The sequence below is a fragment of the Psychrobacter sp. NPDC078409 genome, from assembly GCF_050268505.1.
GTDB lineage: Bacteria > Pseudomonadota > Gammaproteobacteria > Pseudomonadales > Moraxellaceae > Psychrobacter.
Window position 1 is genome coordinate 403,287 of record NZ_JBNNGW010000003.1, and the last position, 24,102, is coordinate 427,388.

At 39.9% G+C, this 24,102-nt stretch carries 20 protein-coding genes; 2 read left to right on the plus strand and 18 right to left on the minus strand.

What is annotated here, in order from left to right:
* Positions 1–42 precede the first annotated feature (42 nt).
* From panB to mazG, 5 genes are all read right to left on the minus strand, one after another.
* The gene (gene panB / locus ACQKC9_RS07710; protein ID WP_427621243.1) at positions 43–843 is read right to left on the minus strand and encodes a 3-methyl-2-oxobutanoate hydroxymethyltransferase; all 801 of its coding nucleotides are present in this window, start codon (positions 841–843) and stop codon (positions 43–45) included.
* A gap of 126 nt (positions 844–969) precedes the next feature.
* Entirely contained in the window at positions 970–1,491 is a 522-nt protein-coding gene (folK, locus tag ACQKC9_RS07715; protein ID WP_427621245.1) for a 2-amino-4-hydroxy-6-hydroxymethyldihydropteridine diphosphokinase, read from the minus strand.
* A gap of 1 nt (position 1,492) precedes the next feature.
* Positions 1,493–3,727 (minus strand): polynucleotide adenylyltransferase PcnB, encoded by a 2,235-nt coding sequence (gene pcnB, locus ACQKC9_RS07720; protein ID WP_427621246.1) that lies wholly within the window; start codon positions 3,725–3,727, stop codon positions 1,493–1,495.
* Positions 3,728–3,893: 166 nt separating this feature from the next.
* A complete protein-coding gene (locus tag ACQKC9_RS07725) occupies positions 3,894–4,268 on the minus strand; it encodes a ComEA family DNA-binding protein (RefSeq protein ID WP_427621247.1) in 375 nt (124 codons plus the stop codon).
* On the minus strand, positions 4,252–5,118 hold the full coding sequence (gene mazG / locus ACQKC9_RS07730) for a nucleoside triphosphate pyrophosphohydrolase (protein ID WP_427621248.1): 867 nt from the start codon (positions 5,116–5,118) through the stop codon (positions 4,252–4,254). The genes ACQKC9_RS07725 and mazG overlap by 17 nt, the downstream gene beginning before the upstream one ends.
* A 138-nt stretch (positions 5,119–5,256) precedes the next feature.
* On the opposite strand from mazG, the gene ACQKC9_RS07735 reads away from it, so the two are divergent.
* A complete protein-coding gene (locus ACQKC9_RS07735; protein ID WP_427621249.1) occupies positions 5,257–6,744 on the plus strand; it encodes a phosphomannomutase CpsG in 1,488 nt (495 codons plus the stop codon).
* A 101-nt stretch (positions 6,745–6,845) separates the two neighbouring features.
* Here ACQKC9_RS07735 and ACQKC9_RS07740 read toward each other — a convergent pair whose 3' ends face one another.
* The 4 genes from ACQKC9_RS07740 to galE (ACQKC9_RS07755) all read right to left on the minus strand — a co-directional run bounded on the left by ACQKC9_RS07740 (position 6,846) and on the right by galE (ACQKC9_RS07755) (position 11,967).
* Complete coding sequence (locus ACQKC9_RS07740) at positions 6,846–8,231, minus strand: UDP-glucose/GDP-mannose dehydrogenase family protein (protein WP_427621250.1); 1,386 nt, start codon at positions 8,229–8,231, stop codon at positions 6,846–6,848.
* Between the two features lie 37 nt (positions 8,232–8,268).
* On the minus strand, positions 8,269–9,948 hold the full coding sequence (gene pgi / locus ACQKC9_RS07745; protein ID WP_427621251.1) for a glucose-6-phosphate isomerase: 1,680 nt from the start codon (positions 9,946–9,948) through the stop codon (positions 8,269–8,271).
* 3 nt (positions 9,949–9,951) lie between these two features.
* Positions 9,952–10,836: a UTP--glucose-1-phosphate uridylyltransferase gene (locus ACQKC9_RS07750; protein WP_427621252.1), complete on the minus strand. Its 885-nt coding sequence runs from the start codon at positions 10,834–10,836 to the stop codon at positions 9,952–9,954.
* A gap of 69 nt (positions 10,837–10,905) precedes the next feature.
* Positions 10,906–11,967 (minus strand): UDP-glucose 4-epimerase GalE, encoded by a 1,062-nt coding sequence (gene galE, locus ACQKC9_RS07755; RefSeq protein WP_427621254.1) that lies wholly within the window; start codon positions 11,965–11,967, stop codon positions 10,906–10,908.
* Between the two features lie 143 nt (positions 11,968–12,110).
* Between galE (ACQKC9_RS07755) and ACQKC9_RS07760 the strand changes: the two genes are divergently transcribed.
* Positions 12,111–13,091 carry a hypothetical protein gene (locus ACQKC9_RS07760; protein ID WP_427621255.1) on the plus strand — a complete coding sequence of 327 codons (981 nt, stop codon included), beginning with the start codon at positions 12,111–12,113 and terminating at the stop codon, positions 13,089–13,091.
* Here ACQKC9_RS07760 and kdsB read toward each other — a convergent pair.
* From kdsB to sucD, 9 genes are all read right to left on the minus strand, one after another.
* Positions 13,070–14,347, minus strand: coding sequence for a 3-deoxy-manno-octulosonate cytidylyltransferase (kdsB, locus tag ACQKC9_RS07765; protein WP_427621256.1), 1,278 nt, complete (start codon positions 14,345–14,347; stop codon positions 13,070–13,072). The genes ACQKC9_RS07760 and kdsB overlap by 22 nt on opposite strands.
* A gap of 21 nt (positions 14,348–14,368) precedes the next feature.
* Positions 14,369–15,208 carry a 3-deoxy-8-phosphooctulonate synthase gene (kdsA, locus tag ACQKC9_RS07770; RefSeq protein WP_414559578.1) on the minus strand — a complete coding sequence of 280 codons (840 nt, stop codon included), beginning with the start codon at positions 15,206–15,208 and terminating at the stop codon, positions 14,369–14,371.
* A gap of 36 nt (positions 15,209–15,244) precedes the next feature.
* Positions 15,245–16,201: a KpsF/GutQ family sugar-phosphate isomerase gene (locus ACQKC9_RS07775; protein WP_427621257.1), complete on the minus strand. Its 957-nt coding sequence runs from the start codon at positions 16,199–16,201 to the stop codon at positions 15,245–15,247.
* A gap of 10 nt (positions 16,202–16,211) precedes the next feature.
* Positions 16,212–18,359: a tetratricopeptide repeat protein gene (locus ACQKC9_RS07780; protein ID WP_427621259.1), complete on the minus strand. Its 2,148-nt coding sequence runs from the start codon at positions 18,357–18,359 to the stop codon at positions 16,212–16,214.
* 99 nt (positions 18,360–18,458) lie between these two features.
* Positions 18,459–19,790 (minus strand): glycosyltransferase, encoded by a 1,332-nt coding sequence (locus ACQKC9_RS07785; RefSeq protein ID WP_427621261.1) that lies wholly within the window; start codon positions 19,788–19,790, stop codon positions 18,459–18,461.
* An 18-nt stretch (positions 19,791–19,808) separates the two neighbouring features.
* On the minus strand, positions 19,809–20,786 hold the full coding sequence (locus tag ACQKC9_RS07790; protein WP_427621262.1) for a hypothetical protein: 978 nt from the start codon (positions 20,784–20,786) through the stop codon (positions 19,809–19,811).
* Positions 20,783–21,991 (minus strand): hypothetical protein, encoded by a 1,209-nt coding sequence (locus ACQKC9_RS07795; protein WP_427621264.1) that lies wholly within the window; start codon positions 21,989–21,991, stop codon positions 20,783–20,785. The genes ACQKC9_RS07790 and ACQKC9_RS07795 overlap by 4 nt, the downstream gene beginning before the upstream one ends.
* Before the next feature lie 24 nt (positions 21,992–22,015).
* Complete coding sequence (gene galE / locus ACQKC9_RS07800; protein WP_427621265.1) at positions 22,016–23,071, minus strand: UDP-glucose 4-epimerase GalE; 1,056 nt, start codon at positions 23,069–23,071, stop codon at positions 22,016–22,018.
* A 94-nt stretch (positions 23,072–23,165) separates the two neighbouring features.
* Positions 23,166–24,041, minus strand: a complete 876-nt coding sequence (gene sucD / locus ACQKC9_RS07805) for a succinate--CoA ligase subunit alpha (protein ID WP_101204626.1) — start codon at positions 24,039–24,041, stop codon at positions 23,166–23,168.
* Between the last annotated feature and the right edge of the window lie 61 nt (positions 24,042–24,102).

The following is a 24,102-nucleotide window of genomic DNA, read 5'->3' on the forward strand; positions in this document are numbered from 1 at the left end:
ATTCAAACGTTCTGTTATTCAATAACTTTAATAACTTCAAAATCAGCTAAATTGGTGCTGCTCAGTCGGGAAACTACCTTCACGTACTGACTGCTGATAGAGCGCAAAAGCACCTTCGATACTGTGTGTACTATTGCGCTCATCTGTTAAAAAGTCATGAATAAAACGTGGAACTCGGCCATGCGCCATACCTAGCATGTCATGCATAACCAATACCTGACCATCAGTATCGGCTCCAGCACCAATACCAATGACTGGCACGGCCACAGCTTCAGTAACGGCTTTTGCAAGCGCGGCTGGAACACATTCTAGTACCAGTAATGCAGCACCAGCATCGACGACTGCCTTGGCATCAGCAAGCAGTTTATCAGCTGCTTCATCGCCGCGACCTTGAATTTTATAACCACCAAACACGTTGACTGATTGCGGAGTCAAACCAAGATGCACACAAGTTGGTGTACCTGCTTGCGCCAAGGTCGTTACCAATTCACACAGCTCGCTACCACCTTCGATTTTTATGACATGCGCCCCTGCTTGCATTAGCGTGCGGCTATTAGCAACGGCTTCTGGTAGTGTCACATAACTCATGAAAGGTAGATCAGCCAATATCAACGCGTGCTTATTACTACGGGCAATATTGGCAGTGTGATAAGCCATATCATTGACTTTCACAGGTAATGTTGAGTCATGGCCTTGTACAACCATACCCAAGCTATCCCCAATTAAAATCGTATCAATTTCGGCTTTTTCCATCATTCGTGCAAACATCGAGTCATAACAGGTCAAGCAAGTGAACTTGGTACCGTCTTTTTTAAACTTATTTAGAGTAGATAATGTCGTCATATGACCCTCAATTAATCTGCAATGCCTTTAATTATCAATATTGCTACTATCAGAGCTAGACTTGAAATACGTTAGATGAATCTTTCAAACATTTAACATCTATCACTCAGCATCATTTACTTATAATCAATCGCTTGATAATAATGTTAAACCTGTCCAATCGCGACTTTGTGAATAGTCACTTATCAACTTACCGGCGATGGTTAAGTTTGGTGCCAATTCTCGCAGTGGTATTAAGACAAAATTGCGCTCACTTAAGCCAGCATGCGGTATTGTCAGTGTTGGATCAGTAATCTGTTTCTCGCCGTATAGCAAAATATCAACATCTAGACTACGTTCACCCCAACGACGCAAACGTGCCCGCTTGGCCATGCTCTCTAACTGCTGACAAAAAGCAAGCAGCTCATAAGGGGTAAGTGTCGTTTCAAAACCAGCTACTGCATTAACAAAATCTGGCTGATCTTGCGGACCCATCGGTGCTGAAGCGTAAAAAGAAGAGACACTTACTTCACGTACCTGCTCATGTTCTCGCATTACTGCAAGTGCCTGCTGCAAATGATCGGCAGGCGAACCTAGCTCATTAGCGAGGTTGCTACCCAAGCCCACATAACAGGTAACCCAGTTACTATTATCTGTACTGTTATTCATATTATGCGCTTTCAGTACTAGGCTGACGGCGGCGGCGCTTCGATGGTACAGGGCCTTTGTTATCAGTTACTTTTATAGCAGGTATCTGATCGCTCGTATCTTGCTTCGCTTTAGTAGCCTTTGTAGTAGTTGCTTTCACCGATTTCTTGGCTCTCGCAGGTGCAGCGGTTTTTGTAGCGTCTTTGCTATCTACTGCCTTGCTACCTACTTCCTTTACACTTTTAGTATCGCTTTTATCAGTCGATTCAACTGCAGGTTTAGGCGCTTTTTTCGCATACTTCGCTGCTGGCTGTGCTTTGCCATTACTGCCCTTCGAATTATTACTGCCTTGTACTTCGATATTGCTCGCACTATCTACAGTAGGTTGACGACGGCGACGCTTATGCGGGATCGGCTCGTTATTCATACTGACTAACGCAGGTGATCTTGCGATCGAGCGAGCTGGTCTAGCCTGACTAGCTGACGCTTGAGCTTCTGACTGGTTAGTATTAGACGGCTGAGTGCTACTATCTACGCGCTCAGCTTTAGCCACTTGTTTTGGTGCATTTTGATTAGTTGATGCTGGCTTTCGTACAGGTGCTTTGCTGCGCTTCGATGTATCATCAGCTGACAGTTGCTTCTGCAATGGTGGCACTACGTTCTCGTGCTCTATAACAAATAACGGCTTAGGCTTTGCCTGTTGACTTGCCGATTGTTTGTTATTAGCAAGAGACAACTGCTTTAGCTGAGCAAGCTCGTTATTGTCTTGCTCTACTTGTTGCTGCACGTTTTGTCTTCCGCTGTCAGTGCGGCCAGCTTTAGTTTGGCTGGCAGCGCGGCGGCGGCGGGCTGGAATATTTGACGAATCATTTACCATTGTTTGATCATTTCTACCTTTTTCAGGACGGTCATCGGCTTTGTTTTGCTTTGTACTGTTCTGATTGGGTGCTGCATTATCAGTAGTCTGTGTTTTTGATTCTTGACGATTACGTCCGCGACCACGTTGCCCTTTTTTATAAGCACCTCGGCGAATATTTTCGTCAAATTCATCAATCGCCTGCTGCTGCTCTTGTTCAGACAAGGTTTGATACGTCTGCCACCAGTCACCCATATCGTTGGTTGACTCTGATAGCGGATGCTCTGCATCGCCACATTGCTCACGCAATAACAAAAAGTCAAAGCCCGCACGGAAACGCGGATGCTCTGATAGCTGAACGATTTGTTTGCTACGCGGGGCTGCAAGTTTCGGCTGCAATATCCAGATATCACGGATAAATTGCTCAGCAAATTTCGGAATAGCGGTTTTGATACGCTGACGGTCAATGACTTTACCAGCCGCATGCATTTGCGCTTCGGCAAACGGCATATTACGCTTCTTGGCTTTTGCCAATTGATGCAGGTAATTTTCCCACAATAAGGCAGCATAGAAGAACGCAGGGTTGATACTCTTGCCCGCTGCAATACGCTTATCGGTATTGATAGCTACCTGATTGACTAAAGCACTTGGCTCAGACGGTGGATAGATAATGAGACTATCAATCGCACCTGATTCAAACAATAATGGCAATAGGGGTACTAGATAGCCACCGGTAAACATCTTTTGCGTTTCATCATAGAGACGATGCGGTGATATTTGCTCAAGCAGCGCCCAGTTTCCGTCGTTAAACTGCTGAGATAATGCTTCATCAAACTCAAAACCCAACTTGGCTTTGAAACGTAAGGCACGTAACAAGCGCACAGGATCTTCTTCGATACGTACTGGCGCATTGCCCAATAGACGAATGATTCTGTTATCAATATCATCAAGCGCGCCGCAGAAATCATGGACGATGCCTTTGAGCGGTTGATAATAAAGCGCATTAATAGAGAAATCGCGACGGGAGAAATCTTGTTGAATATCGCCCCAAACATTGTCGCGTAGAATCATACCGTCTTGATTGGTATTAGCATCACTGGTTGGTGGACCACGGAAAGTAGCAACTTCAATCAACTCGCGACCTGAATACACATGCGCTAACTGGAAGCGGCGACCGATAATGCGGCAGCGCTTACCAAAGACATCTTTAATCTCATGCGGCTTGGCATCGGTGACGGCATCAAAGTCTTTCGGGCGCAGACCTAATAAAGTATCGCGCACACCACCACCGACGATATACGCATCAAACCCAGCACGGGTCAATGTGGCAATCACTTCAGTAATGGAATTGGGTAATTCAGATTTGTTCAGTTCTAACTGCTTGGCGGCACGCTCGGCCATGCATCTACTCCTCGCCGGTATTCTTTAACTACCCCTGAATAACACAGCGTTTATCAGGCGGATGTACCCGCTAGTTTAACAAATTTTGGACCTACTGGGGGTGTTATGACATTTACTTACATGCTATTTTGTCAATATTGGGGTTAATTAATGCAAAACATCGTCATTAATCGCGCACGCTTAAACGTCTTCGGTTTTTCTCGACCGTTTTTGCACCGATACCTTTCACCTTTGCTAACTCGCCCACTGTCTTAAAATCGCCAAACATATCACGATATAAAATTATCGCCTGCGCTTTACTGCTACCGATACCATCTAACGAAACCAGCTCGCCTTCATTGGCTCGATTGATATTGATGACTTTTTGCTCACGCGCTTGTGTAACAGCTTTTTCTTTCGCGATCAAATACTCATAAGCAAGTTTAGGGTCGTCAAAACACGGATCTGCATTCGCATTACTGAGTGCGACCACAGACAATAGGAGACTAAAAGCTGTGGTCGTCAGTAAGCTGGCAAATGAAAATTTACGATGAGCGTTCATGTTGTTTCGCCGCTTCCCACAGTGCATCCATTTCAGTTAAGTCACTGTCCTCTAACTGCTTTCCAGCAGCAGCCAATTGCGTTTCAATGTAGCCAAAGCGAGATTTAAACTTGTGCACGCAGGTTAAGGTAGCCGCTTCTGCATCGAGGTTTAGTTTACGTGCAACATTAACTAGGGCAAAAATACAGTCGCCTAATTCTTTTTCGACCTCTCTGATGTTAGCTTTGACCTCAGCTGTAGACTTATCTGTTAGCTCGTGTTTTAGCTCAGCAATCTCTTCGTCTAACTTATCTACGGCACCTGCAATACCTTCCCAATCAAAACCTAACTTTGACGCTTGCTTTTGTACATCTTGCGCCTGCATCAATGCGCTACCCGCTTTGACTTGATCTAAGCGACGCTTTGATTTACCACGTGCTTCGCGTGCCTGCTGCTCCTCAAGCTTGATTTCGTCCCAGCGTACTTTTACTGCCGCATCGTCTTTGAGCGTTTCGGCTTCAAACACATGTGGATGACGGCGAACCAGCTTCTCTTGTAAGGTCGTAATAACATCGCTCATATCAAAGCGCCCTTGCTCCGCATACATCTGACAATGAAACACCACTTGCAGCAACACATCGCCAAGCTCACCTTTGATGTCTTCATCATCGTCGCTTTGTACCGCTTCGCCTAGCTCATAAGCCTCTTCGATGGCATAAGGAATAAGACTATGATTGGTTTGCTTTTTGTCCCACGGACAGTCTACCCTTAGTCGTGCCATCAACGCTAACAAATCATCAAGCTGGCCAGTGGCTTCTGGTGTTCCTTGTACTGGTACAGGCACGGTAACTTTATTGTCTGAAATACTCATAAGGATGGCTCTTATCGTTTTATGTGTTGTTTGCTGATTCGTCTAATAGTTAGTGTATCATTGAACACAGCTTGGCTTATAATTGTGCTACTAACCTCTTCATTTTACCACTGCTCATGCGCGAGGAACTTTATCATTATGTCCACTTCTGCGACCACCAACTATCAACCAACCGCAACATTCGACCCTATTACTATCAGCTCATTTAAAGCCTATGACATTCGGGGTGAACTTGGGGTCAATCTCGATGAAGAGATTGCCTACCGTATCGGGCGCGCGTTCGCACAGATTTTATATCAGCGTTATCAGGCAGCAGCTCAAACCCAAGCCGATGATATAGCAACTTTAAAACCTGCTATCGTTATCGGTAGCGATATTCGCCACTCTAGTGAGCAATTAAAACAAGCCGCTATCACTGGTATGATGGATGCTGGCGTTGATGTGATTGATTTGGGCATGAGTGGTACCGAAGAAGTATATTTTGCCACCAGTCACTATCAGGCGTTAGGTGGTATTGAGGTTACTGCCAGTCATAACCCTATCAATTATAATGGCCTAAAACTGGTTAAAGAACATTCAAAACCAATCAGTGCTGATGATGGTTTGGCAGAGATTCAAGCACTGGCAGAATCTGGGCAGTTCACTACGGATAATCAATCAGGCAAATTACAGTTATTGACGGATAAAAGCGCGTACATCGATCATGTTATGACTTTTATCGATACTGATAAACTAAAACCACTCAAACTGGTCGTTAACTCAGGCAATGGTAGCGCAGGTCCTGTGGTCGATTTATTAATTGATAAGCTAGCACAAGCAGATGCACCAATTGAAGTCATTAAATTACATCATACACCAGATGGTAGCTTCCCTAATGGCATCCCCAATCCAATGATTGAAGCCAATAGAGTGGCTACGCAGCAAGCCGTTTTGGAAAACAACGCGGATCTGGGCATCGCTTTTGATGGTGACTTTGATCGCTGCTTCTTATTTGATGAACGTGGTGAATTTATTGATGGTAGCTACATCGTCGGTATGCTCGCGCAAGCTTTTTTAAACAAATATCCAAGTGAATCAATCGTCTATGATCCGCGAGTGATTTATAATACCGAAGCAGTGATAGAGGAACACACGGGTAAGGCTGTCATTAGTAAATCTGGACACTCATTTATCAAGCAAGTCATGCGGGACTCAGGTGCTGTGTACGGCGGTGAAATGTCTGCCCATCACTATTTCCGCGACTTCTTCTATTGCGATAGTGGCATGATTCCATGGTTATTGACCATTGAGCTGTTGTCTATCACTGGTAAAACACTATCCGAATTGGTCACAGGCTATATTGCCGCCTATCCCAGCTCAGGTGAATTAAACTTTCGTCTTACAACCTATGACGCACCAACAATTATTAGCGCGATTGAAGAAAAGTTTAGTACGCAAAGCCCAGTTAAATCGACGCTTGATGGTCTTAGTCTGAATTTTGGTGACTGGCGCTTCAATCTGCGAGCATCGAATACCGAGCCGCTTATCAGATTGAATATCGAAAGTCGCGGCGATCAACCGTTACTAGCTGCTAAAACTCAAGAAATTCAGCAATGGCTAGCAACTCAAGGTGCCGTACCAACATAAAGTGATTGACCCAGTAAAACAGTTCTGATTGTCAGTCGAAAAAGGCTCGCTAATGAGTGTTAGCGAGCCTTTTTTCTATACACAGAAAACGTTAAATCAAACTATTTAGTTCGACCAATACCCATATAGTCACCTACTAAGCTATTAATTTGTGAACGTGTCAGGGCATTTTGCGCATCAAATACGGGCATGGCTTGTTGATTGATTTGGGCGATATTTAATTGATCTCGCGGTGACCAACTAATGATGAAAATAGCATGGGTATCGCAAAGCTGTTGATAGGGACTAGTAATAAGCTCAAGCAAAGGTTGTTGTTGATAGAGCTCGGCAAGTTCATTCTGTGCCTTATCGCTATAAACCAGTGTGCGAATATTATAAGACCACAGTAATGCTAACAACGGATGGATAGCTGAACCAGCGGTACGTCCTGAACCTGACTTATAACTACCGCCCCAAATCATGACTGTTTTATTATCGATAAAACCATCGAAATATTGCCAGAATTTACGGAATATTAGCTCTTTTTGATCTTCATTGATATGCACGATAGATTGTAATAGAGGCATATCCAAACTGTGTGTACGGCTTGATTGTTGCAATTTAGCCAGCTCAGTGGGCAAAGTATTACCACCGAATCCCCACCCTGCTTTTAAATAACTGCTGCCTACTCGCTCATCCAATCCCATTATACGACTGACTTGACTGATATCGACATTTTGACTATCAGCCAAACGTGACATCTCATTCATAAAGCTTACTCTGGTTGCTAGCATCGCCATGATGCTACTGCGGGCAAACTCTATCGTTGCGATATCCGCATGATGAGTAGCGCGTGCATGCTGCATTAAAGGCTTCAATACATCTAAGTGCTGGCTACTACTTGCTGTCTTTTCACCCAGTAGCCATAACGAAGGATTCAACATCGAGCTATACGCATCGCCGTCTTGTAAGAATACAAATGGCACATAATAGACCCAAGCACGTCGTAAACGCTGAGCCAAATCGGCTACATGGCCTAATTGCTCAATGCCGCTCATAATCACAGGTAGCGCCTGCTGATGGCTTTGATTAAACGCGGTAATCCAACTGTCTTCTGTCCATGCTAGCTTGACACTGTCTAAAAACAACCAATAAAGCGTCACCGTACTTTGAATATCAGTTTCGTTATGACTAGCTGCTTCATAGCCCTTTATTAGCATATCAGCACTAGCTGGCAATTCCTTACTAATAATAACCTGCTGCTGCTCATACATTTGCCATAGGGCTTGCAGATGATGCTCAAAACCATATTGCTGGATTTGCTGCGTCAGTAGCGTCTTGTCTGCATAAAGATGTACACACTGACCGAAACTTGCCAGCACCACTGCACTGGTAATCGTCTCTATGCTATGACCGATAAGCACACAGACTGTGGAATCAGTTAATTGGTTTGGTTCAGATTTATTGTTGTTTTTATTCATATGGCTACCATCTAGATCCGTCTCCATGAGCGTGCTTTCCTATATTATTGACGTATCAATACTACTAAGACAGCTGCTTAATACGCTGTAGTAATTGGTCAGTAGATGTATCGAATAGACCTTGAGAGTCTTTCTGGATATGCTGCATAGCATGGTGTACGGAGTTTGCCATCTGCTTGCCCATCTCGACGCCCCATTGATCAAACGGATTGATATCCCAAATGCTGGCCATGACATAGACCTTATGCTCGTAGAGCGCTATCAATGCGCCTAAGCTATGCGGCGTCAGCTCATCAATCAGTAATGTGGTTGACGGTTGGTTACCACGGTAGTACTTATATTTGTCTGCTTCGGAAACTGTCTGTGGATCGACCAGATCTGTCACAGCAGCATTGCCAAATGCCAATACTCGACTTTGCGCCAGACAGTTGGCTAAAGACAATTCGTGCTGTTGTTGCAATGAGGAGTTTCGCGCCTCATCACCGTAGCGACGTATACAAGCGATAAAGTCACAGGAAACCTGCTGCGTGCCTTGGTGTAGCAGCTGATAGAATGCATGTTGCGCATTTGAGCCAATTTCACCCCATAGAATTGGGCAAGTATCATAGTCAATGTGATCCCCATTCCGAGTAACGGACTTACCATTACTCTCCATCTCTAGTTGGGTAAGATAGCTAGGTAGATAGCCTAGCCTACCATCATAAGGCAATACGGTATGCGCATTTACTTGTAAAAAAGTACTGTTCCAAACAGCTAGCAAGCCTAGCAGTACGGGCAAGTTATCAGCAAAGTCCGCCTGTGCAAAATGCTCATCCATACTATGAGCACCACTTAATAAAGCCTTAAAGCCATTCATACCGATACGAATAGCAATGGCAAGGCCAATTGCTGACCATAGAGAAAATCGACCGCCGACCCACTCCCAAAGCTGCAACTGATGCTCAGGATGAATTCCCCAAGCACTCATTTTTTCACTATTGGCTGAAATGCCGATAAAATGCCGACGCAATACACTATCCTCTGTGCCTGCACGGAGTTTTGCTGTTGCAAGTAGCCAAGATAATGCTGTCTTAGCATTTGATAAAGTATCAACCGTACCAAAGGATTTGGAAGAGATAATAAATAGTGTGGTTTCAGGATTTAAATGCTTGAGCAAATTATCAAGTTGAGTACCGTCCATATTGGAGACAAAATGCACTTCAATATTGGTATCTGCCCATTCATCGAGTGCCGTAGTTGCCATAAGTGGTCCAAGATCAGAACCCCCAACCCCAATATTGACAACATCTGTAATTGCTTTGCCCGAAAACCCGCGCCATGTACCATTGCGCACGCGCTCTGATAAGCGTGCTACTTGTGACAAACTATGATGTACATCAGCGACAATATTTTGTTCATCGACTTGTAATGTCGCTGTCTCTGGCAATCGTAATGCTGTGTGCAATGCAGCTCGCTGCTCGCTGGTATTTACCATCGCCCCTTGTAATAACGAATCAATACGAGCATCCAGCTCACAACTATCGGCCAAACTCAGTAAATTAGACAATACTGTCTGATCGATACGCTGCTTACTAAAGTCCATATACAGCGCGCCAGCCTGCACGCTAAAATGCTTAGCGCGATTATCATCTTGCGCAAATAGCTGTGCAAGCGACCACGGGTGCTTTGCAAGCATCTGTAGTTGCTGCCAGTATTTAGAATGTCGAGCACTGCTATATACCTTGTCGCCCATTATCTCATTCATCAGCTACTCATCATCTGCTAATTGCTGCTCGGCGAAGTAGATGAACGCCTGCATATACGAGCGCATATCGCCTGCATCGTAGCTATTGCCGCGCATAGTTGTGACATGGACACCATATTCACTAATGAGCGCGTCAATCGCATCTGTCAGCTGAATTTCACCACCGACTGAAGCTTTAGTATTGGCTAAGTAATCAAAGATATGGTTGCTAAATACATAGCGGCCAACTACAGCTAGGTTTGAAGGAGCAGCGGCTAAGTTGGGCTTTTCCACAAAACCAGCCACTTTAAAGCTAGCATTAATATTTATTTCTTCATTAATATCATTAGTATCACTGAGCTTTTCATCTAGTCGAGCGATACCATACTTATGTACGTCTTCATCCGCTACTTGATCAACCAATATCTGTGAGTGACCATCTGTAGCAAAGGCATCTAACATAAAGGCCAAATTATCAGCTGACATATCAGTGGTAAATGGATCAAGCACGACATCAGGTAACAATACGGCAAAGTCATGCTCACCAATGATTGGTCGAGCAGCTAGTACTGCATGTCCCAAACCTAACGCCTTACCTTGACGTATCATCGACACAGTCACATCCTCTGGCAACCAGTTTAAGCTATCAGCCAACTCATCTTTGCCCTTATGGCGCAATTGATTGTCCAATTCGGCATTGATATCAAAGTAGTTTTCAATCGCGCTTTTTTGTGCATGACCGACCAAGACAATATGCTTAATACCCGCAGCGATAGCCTCTTCTACCACGTAATGAATAGCAGGGCGATTGCCAAGCGGTAACAACTCTTTTGGTACAGATTTTGACAACGGCAACATACGAGTACCAAAGCCTGCGACAGGAATAACGGCGTGAGTGATTTTTTTCATATAAATAAGATTGTTTCAAAAGTTAAGTGAGAATAAGGTAGTAGATAAACGATGATAACTTAACAAGTATCAAGATATATTGTATCCACTCGGGTTCATGCTCTGCCAACGCCATGTATCTTGACACATATCATTAATTGATAACTCAGCTTGCCACCCTAACAGCATTTTCGCCTTATCGGCACTGGCATAACAACTCGCGATATCCCCTACACGACGTTCTGCAAACTGATAAGGAATGCTCTGACCAGATACATCAGAAAATGCAGATACCAATTCTAATACAGACGTACCTTTGCCAGTGCCTAAGTTGATAGGTAAAAAGCCTACTGAGTTCTTTTTTGTCGTACCACTTCCGTTTGATCTGGTTTGTTTATCTAGATAATTTAGTGCAGCCACGTGACCTTGAGCCAAATCAGTAACATGAATAAAGTCACGGACACCTGTTCCATCGACAGTAGGATAGTCATTACCAAAGATACTGAGCTTATCAAGTTTGCCGACGGCCACTTGAGAAATATAAGGCATCAAGTTGTTAGGAATATCATTGGGGTCTTCGCCAATCTGTCCTGATGGATGTGCCCCTACTGGATTAAAATATCTGAGAGCTATCAGGTTCCAGCTGTCATCAGGCACAGCTAGGTCTTCCAGGATATGTTCAGCTGTCAGCTTACTTTGTCCATAAGGATTGGTACAAGCGCGCTTCGAGCTCTCATCGATGGGTAAGGATTCAGGATCACCATAGACAGTGGCAGATGATGAAAAAACTAAATTCTTCACATTATATTCTGCCATAACTTCTAATAATGTGATGGTACCGCTGACGTTGTTATTATAATACAGCAATGGCTTTGCTACTGACTCTCCAACTGCTTTTAACCCAGCAAAATGAATCACCCCAAAGAATTCGTGCGAAGCAAAGACTTCTCTCAGTAACTCAGGATCTCGTACATCCCCTTCGATAAACTCAATTGTCTGTCCAATGAGAGTAGAAACACGATTAATCGCTTCATGGCTACTATTAGCTAAGTTATCGTATACAACAATATCATAGCCTGCTTCGTGTAGTGCTATACAAGTATGCGAACCGATATATCCAGCACCACCAGTAACTAATATTTTATTTTTCATAACATCGATCCGTTACTTTATGAATTAGTTATTCGTCTTTGCTCATAAATGCAACTATACTGGGAACTATGATACATTGCCAACGTAAATATATTAATAATATATCCAACTTTCCACTACCAACCCAAGCCGTCGACTACGTCATGAAATTCAGCAATTACTTCAAGCCACTATTGTCAGGTTACTATAAACACTATCGCTACCCTAACCAGCGTTTGGCGCTAGTGGTTGGTATGCTGCCATGGAAAGATATCGTCAACGAATGGGTATTTGAGTCGGCACATATACAAATACAACGACACTTTGATAAGCAATATTTCAATCTTTTGCTCAAACCTTTTATCCAAAAGGTCAATCCCGTCATCTATATTTGGGGCTATAAAGCACCTCAATACTTTATTGAGTATGTCCGCGCCCAAGGTTTAGATATTTTTTTCTTAGAAGATGGTTTTATCCGTTCAGGCCCTAACGACGATAGCAGCGCGCCGCCATTATCTATCGTATTGGATAGCCAAGCCCCCTATTTTGATACAACGCGACCAAACGATCTGACAGACCTCATTGCAAGTTTTGACTTTGAGCAGGATAACTATGATGAGGTGCTAGCACAAGAGATGCTTGATTATTATGTATCGCATAGAGTGAGCAAATATAATCATCAACCTTATGTCGATGTCACCCCAATATATGGTACTAAGGGTAAAGAACGTATTCTGGTATTAGGTCAAGTACCACATGATGACTCACTGAAATACGGTGGCGGTGAGGGTATTACTTTACTTGATGTAGTGAAGAAGGCAATCAAAGAAAATCCTGACGCTCAGATAATCGTTAAACCACATCCAATGACGTTAGACAACGCTGACATTGTTAGTACACTCATCGAACTAGATTGCCTTATCCTCACTCAATCTATACATTTGGTTGACGCATTGGAAACTATCGATCATGTCTATACGATTACATCGTTAGGTGGATTTGAAGCATTATTGAGAGGCAAAAAGGTCACCGTATTAGGGCGACCTTTTTATAAAAACCTCTGTAAAACAGAGAGCACCAAACATCAGTACTTTCTATTATGCTACCTATATAGCAAACAAAATCATTGTGTTACATTGGCATGAATCTTCAAGAATGTAGTAGGATCTTCTATTAACTTAGAGTAACCCTGCTCAATCAAGATTTTATCAGCTATTTCACGTAAAGCGCCAAAACCACCCTTGGTCTCCAGCACTAAATCACATTTAGCTTTGACGTATTCAGGAGCATCAGCGACAGCCACTGCAACACCACAACTGATAAAAGCTGGCAAATCAATGGTGTCATCTCCGATATACACAGTATTCACTTTGGTAGTGCCTGCCTGCTTAATAATTTCCTTACAGGCTACTTCTTTATTTTTGATACCTAGCATAAAAATATCAATGCCCAAATCAGAAATTCTTTTGCGCAAGGGTTTAGAGTCTTTACCTGATAGTACAGCTACTTGAATACCTGCCTGTTGTAACAGCTTGATACCTAAACCATCACGTACATGAAAGCGCTTCATGCATTCACCATGTTCATCATAGTAAATACCACCATCTGTCAATACGCCATCAATATCAGTAATAACAAGTTCGATATTGGAGAGTAAAGACTTGTCACTCTCTGACTGTTTACCTTGAAGAATAGCGATTACTTTTTGAAGGTCTTCAGGAGTATCTACACCAGGCCCTGTCTTCATTACTTCAAACGCATAAATATCTATATCGCTATCTAATAATCTTAATTGTTCTAATTGCTCTGCTGATTCGACATTAGATTCAGGTAATTGTGCATATCGTTCTAAGACAGACTTGCGATAGGCATATACACCAACGTGCTGCTTATAATTAATTTGTACATCGTTGTTTCGAATAAAAGGTATTGGAGAGCGACTAAAGTAGCACGCACGGCCGCTATGTGACGTGACCACTTTAACGGTATTAGGGTCTTGAGCTTGGCGTTCATGGATAGAGTGATAAAGTGTTCCAACTTCAATTGACTCATCGCTACGCATGGCGTTAATCAACATTTCAATATCATCAGAACGTACTAAGGGTTCATCACCTTGTAAATTGATATATAAATCAGCATCTACCTTACTCATCACTTCCACGAGCCTATCAGTACCTGAAATATGAGTTGAGGCAGTCAGTACCCCTTCACCGCCAAAATTTGCAACTGTCTCAAGTATCCTCTCATCATCGGTTGCTACTATTACTTCAACATTTTTGACTGATTGAGCTTTCTCATATACATGCTGAATCATCGGTTTACCCAAAATATCAGCAAGTGGCTTACCAGGAAATCGTGAAGACGCATAACGTGCAGGGATAATAATAGCAACAGAGTCCATCTAATACACCTTTATATATACTTACTGAATATCAATGCTTGGTAATGATTTAATTAAATCATCCACCTGCTTCATCTGTTGTAAAAATGGCTCCAGCTTATCTAACGGCAACGCACTTGGTCCGTCACATTTAGCTTCACTAGGATTTGGATGCGCCTCTAAAAACAGTCCTGCAAGTCCAGCTGCCATGCCGGAACGAGCCAGTTCTATAATTTGGTCTCTACGGCCTCCTGATGCATCACTGCCTGAGCTTCTGGTTTGTAGTGCATGAGTCACGTCAAAGATAATAGGTGCATTATTACTAATGCGCTTCATTACGCCTAGTCCCAGCATATCAACGACTAGATTATCGTAACCAAAACAGCTGCCACGTTCACAAAGCATGAGTTTATCATTGCCCATTTCATGAAACTTATTAATGATATTTTTCATCTGCTCTGGGCTAAGAAACTGTGGCTTCTTAATATTAATTGGACGACCAGTCTCTGCTAACGCTTTAACCAAATCAGTTTGACGCGCCAAAAATGCAGGCAGTTGTAAAATATCAATAACTTCAGCAGCTGGCTGACACTGAACTATTTCATGTACGTCTGAGATAATCGGCACGCCGAAAGTTTCTTTTACTTCTTGTAAAATCTTTAATCCTTCGTCTAATCCTGGCCCACGGAAAGAATGGATCGAAGATCTATTGGCTTTATCGAAGCTGGCTTTAAATACATAAGGTATGCCAAGCTTTTGCGTAATTTCCACATACGCTTCGCATGCCTTTAGGGCAAGATCTCTTGATTCGATGACATTAATACCGCCAAACAGTACAAAAGGTTGATCATTGCCAACCGTTATATTTTCCGTAACTTTCATTAAATACTCTCAAAAACTATAAATATTAGTGTTTATTTAACTGATGCCAGCTTGTACTAGGTCACGTAATGCAAGTACACCGACTAACGTATCACTATCTAACACTATGAGCTGGTTAACTTTCTGTTGTCTCATAATGTTAAGTGCTTCTGATGCCTTCGTATTAGGCGTCGTAGTAATAGGTGTGGTTTTCATAACACTAGCAATTGGTTGGCTCATATCTTGGTTTATCGTTAGCAGTCGACGTATATCACCATCTGTCAAAACTCCATAGTTATTTTCACCATCTACCACCACCGTCATGCCCAATCTTTTTTCTGTGATTTCAAACAAAGCATCTATAATACTAGTATCACCAGTAACAACAGGAACTTCATCACCAGACTTCATGATATCAGACACATCAGTTAATAGTTTCTTACCAAGAGAACCAGCAGGATGAGATAAGGCAAAATCATCAGACTTAAAACCGCGTGCTTCTAGCAATGCAATAGCAAGTGCATCACCTAACACCATAGTGGCTGTGGTACTAGAGGTGGGAGCTAGGCCCATCGGACAAGCCTCTTCAAAGTCACCAAGCGTCAAAGCTACGTCTGCTTCTTGAGCTAATCTACCTAATAAATTCTTAGTGATACTTATTAAAGGTAAGTCTAGCTTTTTAATAACTGGTAATAAAACATTGATTTCATCACTATTACCTGAGTTCGAAATAGCTAAAACAACATCACCTTTCACGATCATTCCAAGATCGCCATGACCTGCTTCACCAGGATGGACAAAAAACGCTGGGGTACCAGTAGAAGCCATCGTCGCAGCTATTTTACGACCAACAAGACCTGACTTGCCCATACCAGTTATAATCAAACGACCATTACATTTTATAATTTCATTACAAGCTTCGGAAAAGCTATTATTAATCTGTAACTTCAAAGTTTTTAAAGCATTTATTTCTATATCAATCGTGTTTAAACTGCATGTGATAGTTTCATTCATAGCATGCTCTTTAATGTAAAATTTGTTTATAGGTAGTAATAGGATTACCTGTAATAGCCTCGTGACAGGTAACATAAGATTCTATATCTTGACAGATTTTGGCAAACATTTTCCTCTTACCGATAACTTGATACATCGCGTGGGAATCACCTTTATATTCCATGACAGTCAAGTTCAAGTCATTCAAATCGAGATTGGAAAGTGCAAACTTATCTATAGCATTGTTTTCACACAAACTTATCTTGACTTGAGGCACAAACCCATTAGAGTCATATTGAAGTTGACCAATATCAAATAAATGAGGGTTATCGGGAACGATACACATTTCACAAGCTTTATTGAAAAGCGTAGAGTAGGTTGTCCATGCAAGAGTTTGAGGTCCATAAGCAAAAACTAAGTGGCTTTTTAGCAATTGACCAAACATAAGAGCCCCAAAACCACCAGCACTTGTGCCTATACAAACTAGTTTATTGTATCCACCGTCCAAGTATATTCTTTCAATCAACTCGATATACCTTTGAGTATGTATCTGATACCAACAGTTATACAAGTCTTTTATTAAAAGAAAGTTATAGTCTTTATTACCTTTTGCAAATCCATGATAGTCAAAATCGCCTTGGGAATAACTAACAACCTCATTCAAATCTTTCAGCTCTTTATAATTGAAATGTTCTGCAGTTCTTTTACCATCCATACCCGAAAAACAAACAATCAGTGTCTTATTTTCAAAAGAATTTTTTATATAGGATGATATATTTTTAGTTTCAGGCTCAGGAAGGTAATCAACTCTTGACTGTAAGTTATTTTTTACATCCTGAATACTAATAGCATTTTTCTTAACAAAAATCTGATTTATTTTATTTTTTTCAAAATCTAGCCAATTAACAGGATTTTCTGTAATAAGCTTAAAAAAAGAGCCTCTAATTTGTTCCAGATAACTACGCAAGAATTCTTCTTTTCGTTCACAAGCAAGTAAAGAAACAGATATATGCCATTGTATATCACGAACCTTCCTAGGAAATTTCTTCTTATAAATATTAACCCTATCATTGAAAACATCGTAATTTTTCTCGTAAAAAGGAATTAAGACCCATTTTTTAAAAACTATAAAGTTATCTGGATTATCTATTGTAAGATTTCTAAATAAATCTTCAGCTTCTTTAAAGCTATACATATCCATACATCTAGTACCGAGCATTATTTTGGCATCTAAATTATTTGGAAAGTATTTTACAACCTCCTTACTTCGTTCATATGCCTGTTCAATTTTTTCAATCTCCCCATCATAAAGTAAATATGGTAGTAAAGCATAGGCTTTCCAAGCTAAATAAAAACCTTTATGGATATTCAAAAAAACATTGATAAGATCTTCAAGTATTTCAGATTTTTTCAGATTTATATATGCCATTCTTCCTAATAATAGGATTTCAGCTATTTGAGGAGGCGTTCCATGTTCAACCACTTTTTCAATAGCTATTAATACATCAGACCATTCCTTAGATAATAAGAGCGATTCAACATAGCCTTTAGTAAGAATATACGAAAAAACATTAGAGTCGACTATTTCTTCGAAATATAATTTCATAGTAGAAATACTATGTGTTTTTTGTAAATTCTTGCCATACTTATAGTAGTATGAATGGTTAAGAGGATATTTTTTAATCAACTTTTCTAACAATGTATTGGCTAGCTTCCAATCTTTAGCAAGCTGAGCTTGGGTGGCATAACATGCTAAAAGCAATTCCGACTGATCAAGCTGATAAATAAAACTTTCAAATACTTTTTTTGATTCCTCAAAACCTTTGATCTTTACTACTAATAAAGCATACTTTAGATGAAGACCTACATTTTTAGGATAATTTAATAATAACTCAGATAGAATAGACTGCGCTATATCAAGCTTATTCTCTTTTTCTGCTACTAAATATAGACCTTCATACCCCTGATACTTTTCAGGAAAACGCTCAATGATTACTTGGAATACCTCTTTAGAAAGCCCAGTCTTATTCGTATTTAACAAAGAATGTGCATAATAAAAGATAACTTCGTAATTACTTTTATTTAAACTATATTCATTAGCAAAAATATCAATAATATCAAAGTATTTTTTCTGCTTGAATAAAGTTACTAACGTATAATTGTTCTCTATCTTATCCATACGTTACCTTTAGTTAGAAGTAAGACCAATACAGATTTATAATCATACTAGTCGTGTGTCACAGAACAATAATAAATTTTCAGTTCTTAGAGGTAACACTCACAAGGCTGGCTTTATTATCGACTTAAATAGACCATGAGCATTTTCGACCGTATAAAATTTATTATAATGATTTACAAGATTGCTTCTAATCTTATTGAAATCATGCTCGTCTAAGTTAATAAAATCGTCAATCCTATTTACGTACTCACCAGAGTCTAAGCTATCTTTAATTAAGAATCCAGTTTCTCTGTTTATTATTAAATCGCTTACACCCCCAACATCTGGGGCTATAATAAACATCTGATTTTCTGCTGCTTCTAATAAAATATTGGGCATACCTTCGATCATACTTGTAAATAAGAATAGGTCATAATCTTTTGGATCTAAACCATCAAAGCTATTAAAAGCCGATTTGTATGTTATATTATTTAATGACTTGACTTCATTATTAAAACTATTAAGAAGCTGAGAACCTTTATTATTTTTGGGTGTTCCATATACATCTATATGTAGATGAACACCTCTAGTGTAAAGTTCTTCTGCTATTGTACTTAGTGTATCTACACCTTTATTCCACTCAATACCAGAGGCCCAGAGAATCTTTATTTTTTCTCTTTTAACCTTTGGTTCGAATTCAATTGGAATTAACGAATTTGGACTAGGAATATGTATTAGCTTATCAACTTCCAAATTATATTGTTTGTTTAATTTATTCACAAATTTGGAGTTATCTGAAATAATATACTTTATATGATCATTACAACTTGTCATATAGTCGTGAATCATACCAAACTCTCGGTAAGAAATTTCATGGATCCAATGTGCAAAAGTTACGACCCATATATCTGTATACTGAGAGAGCGATGCCCCATATGTACCTATCAATAAGTAAGCAAGTCTTGAGTTAAATCCCCATATAAACTTAGGCGCTAATTGAATTATATAGTAGTGTATTGAAGCTATTATATATGTATTTGGAGTATTATTATCGTAGCTTTCATCTAAGTATAAAACATCTGCTAGTTCTTCGAAACTTTCTGTCCATGCACTCTTAGTTGAGTCTTCACATACGATTAATATTTTGAGCTTCATAACCACAGATAATACTTTCAAATAAGACTTTAATAGTTTATCAGTACCACCTGTTCTAATTCTCGGAATAAATACTATACCATCATATTCTGCTTCTCCAGCAGCTAAAACAAACTGGGAATAAGCACTATCTATAACCTTATTATAGTAATCAAACTCTATACTACAGCCTTTAAAAGGAGGGTAAACTCTAGGGTTAATATCATTCATTTTATGAATAGCATTTAACGTTGAAATTGGTAATCCATTTTTCGATTTTGAGTTATAACTTATAACTTCAGGGCTTAAAGGTAACATCTCACATCCTAATTAATATTATTTAATATTTAAAGTATTCTTAATATCTTTGGCAGTAATAGCTAATTTATCCCTTACTGAAAACTGCTTATTCTTAACGCTTATCTTTGCTCTATTCAATAGCCTAGCAGTAGTTAAGTTAACTCCTCTGACGAAACCATCATGTCTAATCGCTTCGTCTAAGGTATGTTGAGAAACTTTCTTTGGTACCGTCTCAACATAGTCTAATGCCGATGCAGCAGTTACCGACTCAGCCTTTATAATTTTGGTTGCTAGAGATGCTGATTGTGAGCTAGGCTTAAGCGGTATATTAGCTTCTCTATCTTTGGATTCCATTTTTTCTTTTACTTTAACATTGTTGATATTTTGTCTCTCTAAGACTTTTGAATAAGAAAACCTATCAGATAAAGGAGGGTTAACAGACCAAACACCATAATTCTTTATTTTACGAGAGCTCAGCTCACTATCAAGATTCTCAAAGCTAACTGTATCTCCAAGACACATCAATATATGGCTATCACTAAGAAGATATAGCAGATAAGACCAGATAAAAGCACTCCCTAAATGAGCATGAGATGCTAAAAAGGAATTAAAGTGCTTAGTTTGGCTAACAAAATGCCTTGAAGCAAAATATCTTATAGCTAAAACATCATAACACGCCATATCTGCATAAATATCTATGTTTTTTGAGACCTGTCTCAATGTTTTACTAAAACTATAAGAATATCCTGGCTGTAGAAGAAGCTTGCTATCAGGTATATAGTTATTTTTAATTTCTTCTAAATATTCAGACTCTAATAAATCGCCTACTACCATAAATAGGCAAATATCCCCTTGCATGTATAAACTATTAAGTTCCGAGATACTCAGAAATTTTAAATCTATTTTTATACCTTTTAAATTTTCAACTACTAAGTCTATTGATCTTTGTGTTCGATATTTATCAAGCTCATCGACGTCCTTTTCTTCAACTACAATAATGTCTAACTTAATCATTTTTGCTCTCCCAAAACACAGTCAATATAATTTTTTAAGTTGTTAGTTTGAATAAAAGATAAACGAGAGCTGTTAAAAACAAGATGTCTTTCTGTAATTACTTTCGAAACAAATTTATCTTTCATCTCTTTCATCTCTTCAGTAAGTTTATGCTGGTCAATATTAGTTAATATTTTTTGAAAAGATCGATAGTCTTTGTAATCAATTGTAAAACCCTTATCAGCATATAAACTTTCACCCAAAGTTATTACAATTTTATCTTTTAAAAGAGCTGAAAAACCAATTGTTGAATTAATTGTCATAACTGCCGCACTATTCATTAGGTGCTGCTCTAAATCTATATTTGATTTTTCTTCCAAGTATTTATTCTTAAAATTTAAGCTTTTCGTATAATGACTTTTAGGATCTTCTGGGTGAGCTCTGTAATGTACAGGTATTGGCAAGTCCGATTGATCAATTTGCTTCAATATTGTATACATATTCTTAAAGTATTTTGAATTAGACACGAGATTACTATCTGAATCTCTCTGTAGAGGGAACAATACATAGGGAATTAGAAACTTTTGTCTTTTCTGCTTGACCTTAACTACCGCAACCCCTTCTTTTTTAAGATAGTCTTGTAATAGCCCATAGCTCTCTTTATGATCAGTATCTTTATATTCTTTGATATCCCATTTTGCCACACTAGAAGTAGCATTTACTCCTTCACTATCGTAAAAAACAGAGTTAGGTATCAACCCTCTTTCTAAGAACAACATATCTAAATTCAAATTGCTACAGGTATCTCTAAAGGTAGTTTGATCAATATGCACTTGGCCATTCCAACAAACACAAAAATCAGGAGCGTAGTTTTCAATAATTTTTTTGTACAGCGTACTATAAGCTATATGACTTTTAATAATTGATTGAAAAGGTAGCATCTTACCTATTTTTTCAAAAACCTTTTGCTGCAGCTGACAGCTCTGTAGGTCAAAATCTGAAACACTTACATTTTCCAAGCTTATATCTTGTTTAAGATACTCGTTAGTAATAAGTATCTTGTATTTAAATGCTGCGTTAACATGATTAATCATGTTTTGACTAAGACAAGGTACAAGAATCAAGACTTCGATCTTACCTATAGCCTCTTGTACTTTATTTAAGAAATTAATAGAATAATTAACTGGATCTTTTATATCATGCAGTTGTAATATTATTTTCTTCATCTTTATCTTAGGCCTCTTCTAATTTTAGACTTCAAATCCATTCGGATTCATACTCTGCCAAAGCCATGTGTCTTTACACATGTCAGTAACGGATAATTTGGCTTGCCATCCTAACAATGATTTTGCTTTATCAGCACTGGCATAACAACTGGCAATATCACCAGCACGACGACCTGTAAATTGATAAGGAATATCTCTTCCAGTCACTTCAGTGAAAGCATTAACTAACTCTAATACAGATGTACCTTTACCAGTTCCTAGGTTAATCGGTAGAAAACCTACTGGTTTTGTCATACATGAAGGGTTTATTGAACTGGTTCGCTGCTCTAAATAATTAAGCGCTGCTACATGTCCTTGCGCCAAATCAGTGACATGAATAAAATCACGAACGCCTGTCCCATCTACGGTAGGGTAGTCATTACCAAAGATACTAAGCTTATCAAGTTTGCCAACGGCTACTTGAGAAATATAAGGCATCAAATTGTTAGGAATGTCATTGGGATCTTCGCCAATCTGCCCAGATGAATGTGCCCCTACTGGGTTAAAATACCTTAGAGCAATTAAATTCCAGCTATTATCAGAGATGGCTAAATCTTCTAGAATATACTCGACAGCAAGCTTGCTTTGCCCATAAGGGTTGGTACAAGAGCGTGGTGATTCTTCATTGATAGGTAGGTTTTCAGGGTCACCATAAACAGTAGCAGACGATGAAAAGACCAAATTCTTCACATTATATTCTGCCATAACTTCTAGTAAGGTTATGGTACCGCCAACATTATTATTATAATATAGCAATGGCTTGGAGACAGACTCTCCAACTGCTTTTAACCCAGCAAAATGAATCACGCCAAAGAATTGATGGTCAGCAAATACTTGTCTTAGCACTTCAGCATCGCGGATATCACTTTTAATAAACTCAATTGTCTGTCCAATAAGCGTAGAGACACGGTTAATTGCCTCACGGCTACTATTAGATAAGTTATCGTACACAACAACATCATAGCCTGCTTCATACAATGCTATACAGGTATGCGTACCAATATAGCCTGCCCCACCCGTGACTAATATCTTATTTTTCATAATAATTTTCAGCCATAAAAAAAGACACCCCATTGTAGGGGTGTCTTATCAGTAATTCAATAGAGTTTTAGTAGTTAGTAGACTAATGCCTATCTTACCAACCAGTAACTTCTTTTAGCTTATCGCCAAGTTTAGATGGGTCACGTGTATACGCGATACCAGCATCTTCAAACGCTTTGAACTTCTCTTCAGCAGTACCTTGGCCACCAGAGATGATAGCGCCAGCATGGCCCATACGCTTGCCTTCTGGAGCAGTAACACCAGCGATATACCCAACAACTGGCTTAGTCACATGGTCTTTGATGTAAGCAGCCGCTTCTTCTTCAGCAGTACCACCGATCTCACCGATTAGGATGATAGCTTCAGTTTGTGGATCAGCTTCAAACAGTTTCAGTGCGTCAATCTGGTTCATACCAGGGATAGGATCACCACCGATACCGATACAAGTTGACTGACCAAAACCTAGCTTAGTAGTTTGAGCTACAGCTTCGTAAGTCAATGTACCAGAACGTGAGATGATGCCCACTTTACCTGGCTGATGGATATGGCCTGGCATGATACCGATTTTGCACTGACCTGGAGTAATAACGCCTGGGCAGTTAGGACCAACCAAACGTACGTCACCAGCTTCTTCAAGATAGCGTTTTGCTTTTAGCATATCGATAGTCGGTACGCCTTCAGTGATCACAACGATCAACTTAACGCCAGCATCGATTGCTTCAACGATAGAATCTAGTACAAATGGTGCTGGTACGTAGATAACAGAAGCGTCAGCTTGAGTCGCTTCCATGGCTTCCGCCATGGTGTTGAATACTGGTAGGCCTAGGTGCGTTTGACCGCCTTTACCTGGAGTCACACCACCAACTACTTTTGTACCATATTCGATGGCTTGTTCAGAATGGAACGTACCATTTTTACCAGTAAAACCTTGTACCAATACTTTGGTATCTTTATCGATTAATACACTCATTATATTTTCCTTGTATTCGGTTGTCTTGTAACAGGGGCCTTTATAACTATTGTTACCGGAT

Excerpts from the sequence above, each read along its gene's own strand:
- galE (WP_427621265.1), bottom strand. The coding sequence starts at position 23,071 with ATGAAAAATAAGATATTAGTCACGGGTGGGGCAGGCTATATTGGTACG.
- sucD (WP_101204626.1), bottom strand. The coding sequence starts at position 24,041 with ATGAGTGTATTAATCGATAAAGATACCAAAGTATTGGTACAAGGTTTT.
- folK (WP_427621245.1), bottom strand. The coding sequence starts at position 1,491 with ATGAATAACAGTACAGATAATAGTAACTGGGTTACCTGTTATGTGGGC.
- ACQKC9_RS07725 (WP_427621247.1), bottom strand. The coding sequence starts at position 4,268 with ATGAACGCTCATCGTAAATTTTCATTTGCCAGCTTACTGACGACCACA.
- ACQKC9_RS07795 (WP_427621264.1), bottom strand. The coding sequence starts at position 21,991 with ATGAAGAAAATAATATTACAACTGCATGATATAAAAGATCCAGTTAAT.
- galE (WP_427621254.1), bottom strand. The coding sequence starts at position 11,967 with ATGAAAAATAAAATATTAGTTACTGGTGGTGCTGGATATATCGGTTCG.
- ACQKC9_RS07750 (WP_427621252.1), bottom strand. The coding sequence starts at position 10,836 with ATGAAAAAAATCACTCACGCCGTTATTCCTGTCGCAGGCTTTGGTACT.
- ACQKC9_RS07780 (WP_427621259.1), bottom strand. The coding sequence starts at position 18,359 with ATGGATAAGATAGAGAACAATTATACGTTAGTAACTTTATTCAAGCAG.
- mazG (WP_427621248.1), bottom strand. The coding sequence starts at position 5,118 with ATGAGTATTTCAGACAATAAAGTTACCGTGCCTGTACCAGTACAAGGA.
- ACQKC9_RS07790 (WP_427621262.1), bottom strand. The coding sequence starts at position 20,786 with ATGATTAAGTTAGACATTATTGTAGTTGAAGAAAAGGACGTCGATGAG.
- pcnB (WP_427621246.1), bottom strand. The coding sequence starts at position 3,727 with ATGGCCGAGCGTGCCGCCAAGCAGTTAGAACTGAACAAATCTGAATTA.
- kdsA (WP_414559578.1), bottom strand. The coding sequence starts at position 15,208 with ATGAAAGTTACGGAAAATATAACGGTTGGCAATGATCAACCTTTTGTA.
- ACQKC9_RS07775 (WP_427621257.1), bottom strand. The coding sequence starts at position 16,201 with ATGAATGAAACTATCACATGCAGTTTAAACACGATTGATATAGAAATA.
- ACQKC9_RS07760 (WP_427621255.1), top strand. The coding sequence starts at position 12,111 with ATGAAATTCAGCAATTACTTCAAGCCACTATTGTCAGGTTACTATAAA.
- ACQKC9_RS07785 (WP_427621261.1), bottom strand. The coding sequence starts at position 19,790 with ATGTTACCTTTAAGCCCTGAAGTTATAAGTTATAACTCAAAATCGAAA.
- ACQKC9_RS07740 (WP_427621250.1), bottom strand. The coding sequence starts at position 8,231 with ATGGAGACGGATCTAGATGGTAGCCATATGAATAAAAACAACAATAAA.
- kdsB (WP_427621256.1), bottom strand. The coding sequence starts at position 14,347 with ATGGACTCTGTTGCTATTATTATCCCTGCACGTTATGCGTCTTCACGA.
- pgi (WP_427621251.1), bottom strand. The coding sequence starts at position 9,948 with ATGAATGAGATAATGGGCGACAAGGTATATAGCAGTGCTCGACATTCT.
- panB (WP_427621243.1), bottom strand. The coding sequence starts at position 843 with ATGACGACATTATCTACTCTAAATAAGTTTAAAAAAGACGGTACCAAG.
- ACQKC9_RS07735 (WP_427621249.1), top strand. The coding sequence starts at position 5,257 with ATGTCCACTTCTGCGACCACCAACTATCAACCAACCGCAACATTCGAC.